A 943-nucleotide genomic window follows, 5' to 3' on the forward strand; every position below is an offset into this window, starting at 1 on the left:
CAGCCGTCCGGCGCGAATCGCATCCGAGAGCACGGTTTCGAACGGCATGTACATCAGGTTGGTGGCGTGGCTGGCGCTGGGCAATAGCCCGAGGAGTGCGGCGGCGATCAGGGCTTTCACTTGCATGGTCATCTCCTTGACTTTGCGAGTCAGCATTCAACGATTTATGGAGTGTAGACACCGTACGTCGGTGCAGAAAAAACCGTCTGGTACATGTGTAGCTCAAGGGCTACACTCTCGGTCATGCCTGAGATCATTCGAAGTTCAACATTCTCCAGCTGGCTTTTGAAGCTGGCTGACAGCCGCGCCAGGATGCGTATTCAGGTGCGCATTGATCGTATGGCCGATGGGAATTTTGGTGATGTCAAAGCCGTCGGTGAGGGGCTCAGCGAAGTCAGAATTGACTATGGCCCCGGATATCGAGTCTATTTCATGCAACAAGGTCGGCAAGTGGTCATCCTCCTTTGTGGTGGAGACAAGAGCAGCCAACCCCGAGATATCAAGCAAGCCAGGCTCATCGCGGAGTCTTGGCAGGAGCAAAACCCATGACCGAACAATTCACTCGTTGGGACTCAGCCGAGTACCTCAAGACAGAAGAGGACATGGCCAATTATCTGGATGCCTGCATGGAGGAGGCTGGAGATGATCCTGCCTTTATCGCCAAGGCACTGGGCACCATTGCGAGAGCGCGAGGCATGACCCAAGTCGCACGTGACGCCGGGCTGTCTCGAGAAAGTCTCTACCGTGCACTTTCAGGTGAAGGAAATCCTGAGTTTGGAACGATTCTGAAAGTGGTGAAGGCGTTGGGCTTGAAGTTACATGCCAGCACTTGAGCTGAACTGAATAGCAAAGGGCGCCGCAAGGCGCCCTCTGTCGTTTCTACTGTCAATCAATCGACGTGGGCCAAATCCCCACGCAACGCCACGCTCGACACCACCAGACC

2 protein-coding genes and 1 pseudogene are annotated in these 943 nt (G+C 54.9%); 2 read left to right on the plus strand and 1 reads right to left on the minus strand.

Annotated features, from left to right (window positions below):
• Positions 1-126 (minus strand): annotated as a pseudogene (locus tag HT737_RS32470) (excinuclease); the annotation flags it as partial.
• 117 nt (positions 127-243) lie between these two features.
• On the opposite strand from HT737_RS32470, the gene HT737_RS30205 reads away from it, so the two are divergent.
• On the plus strand, positions 244-549 hold the full coding sequence (locus HT737_RS30205) for a type II toxin-antitoxin system RelE/ParE family toxin (protein WP_041074898.1): 306 nt from the start codon (positions 244-246) through the stop codon (positions 547-549).
• Complete coding sequence (locus HT737_RS30210) at positions 546-833, plus strand: addiction module antidote protein (protein WP_007943750.1); 288 nt, start codon at positions 546-548, stop codon at positions 831-833. Before HT737_RS30205 ends, HT737_RS30210 begins: the two co-directional genes overlap by 4 nt.
• Positions 834-943: the final 110 nt, after the last annotated feature.

The organism is Pseudomonas sp. MD195_PC81_125, from assembly GCF_014060985.1.
Taxonomy (GTDB): Bacteria; Pseudomonadota; Gammaproteobacteria; order Pseudomonadales; family Pseudomonadaceae; genus Aquipseudomonas; species Aquipseudomonas parakoreensis.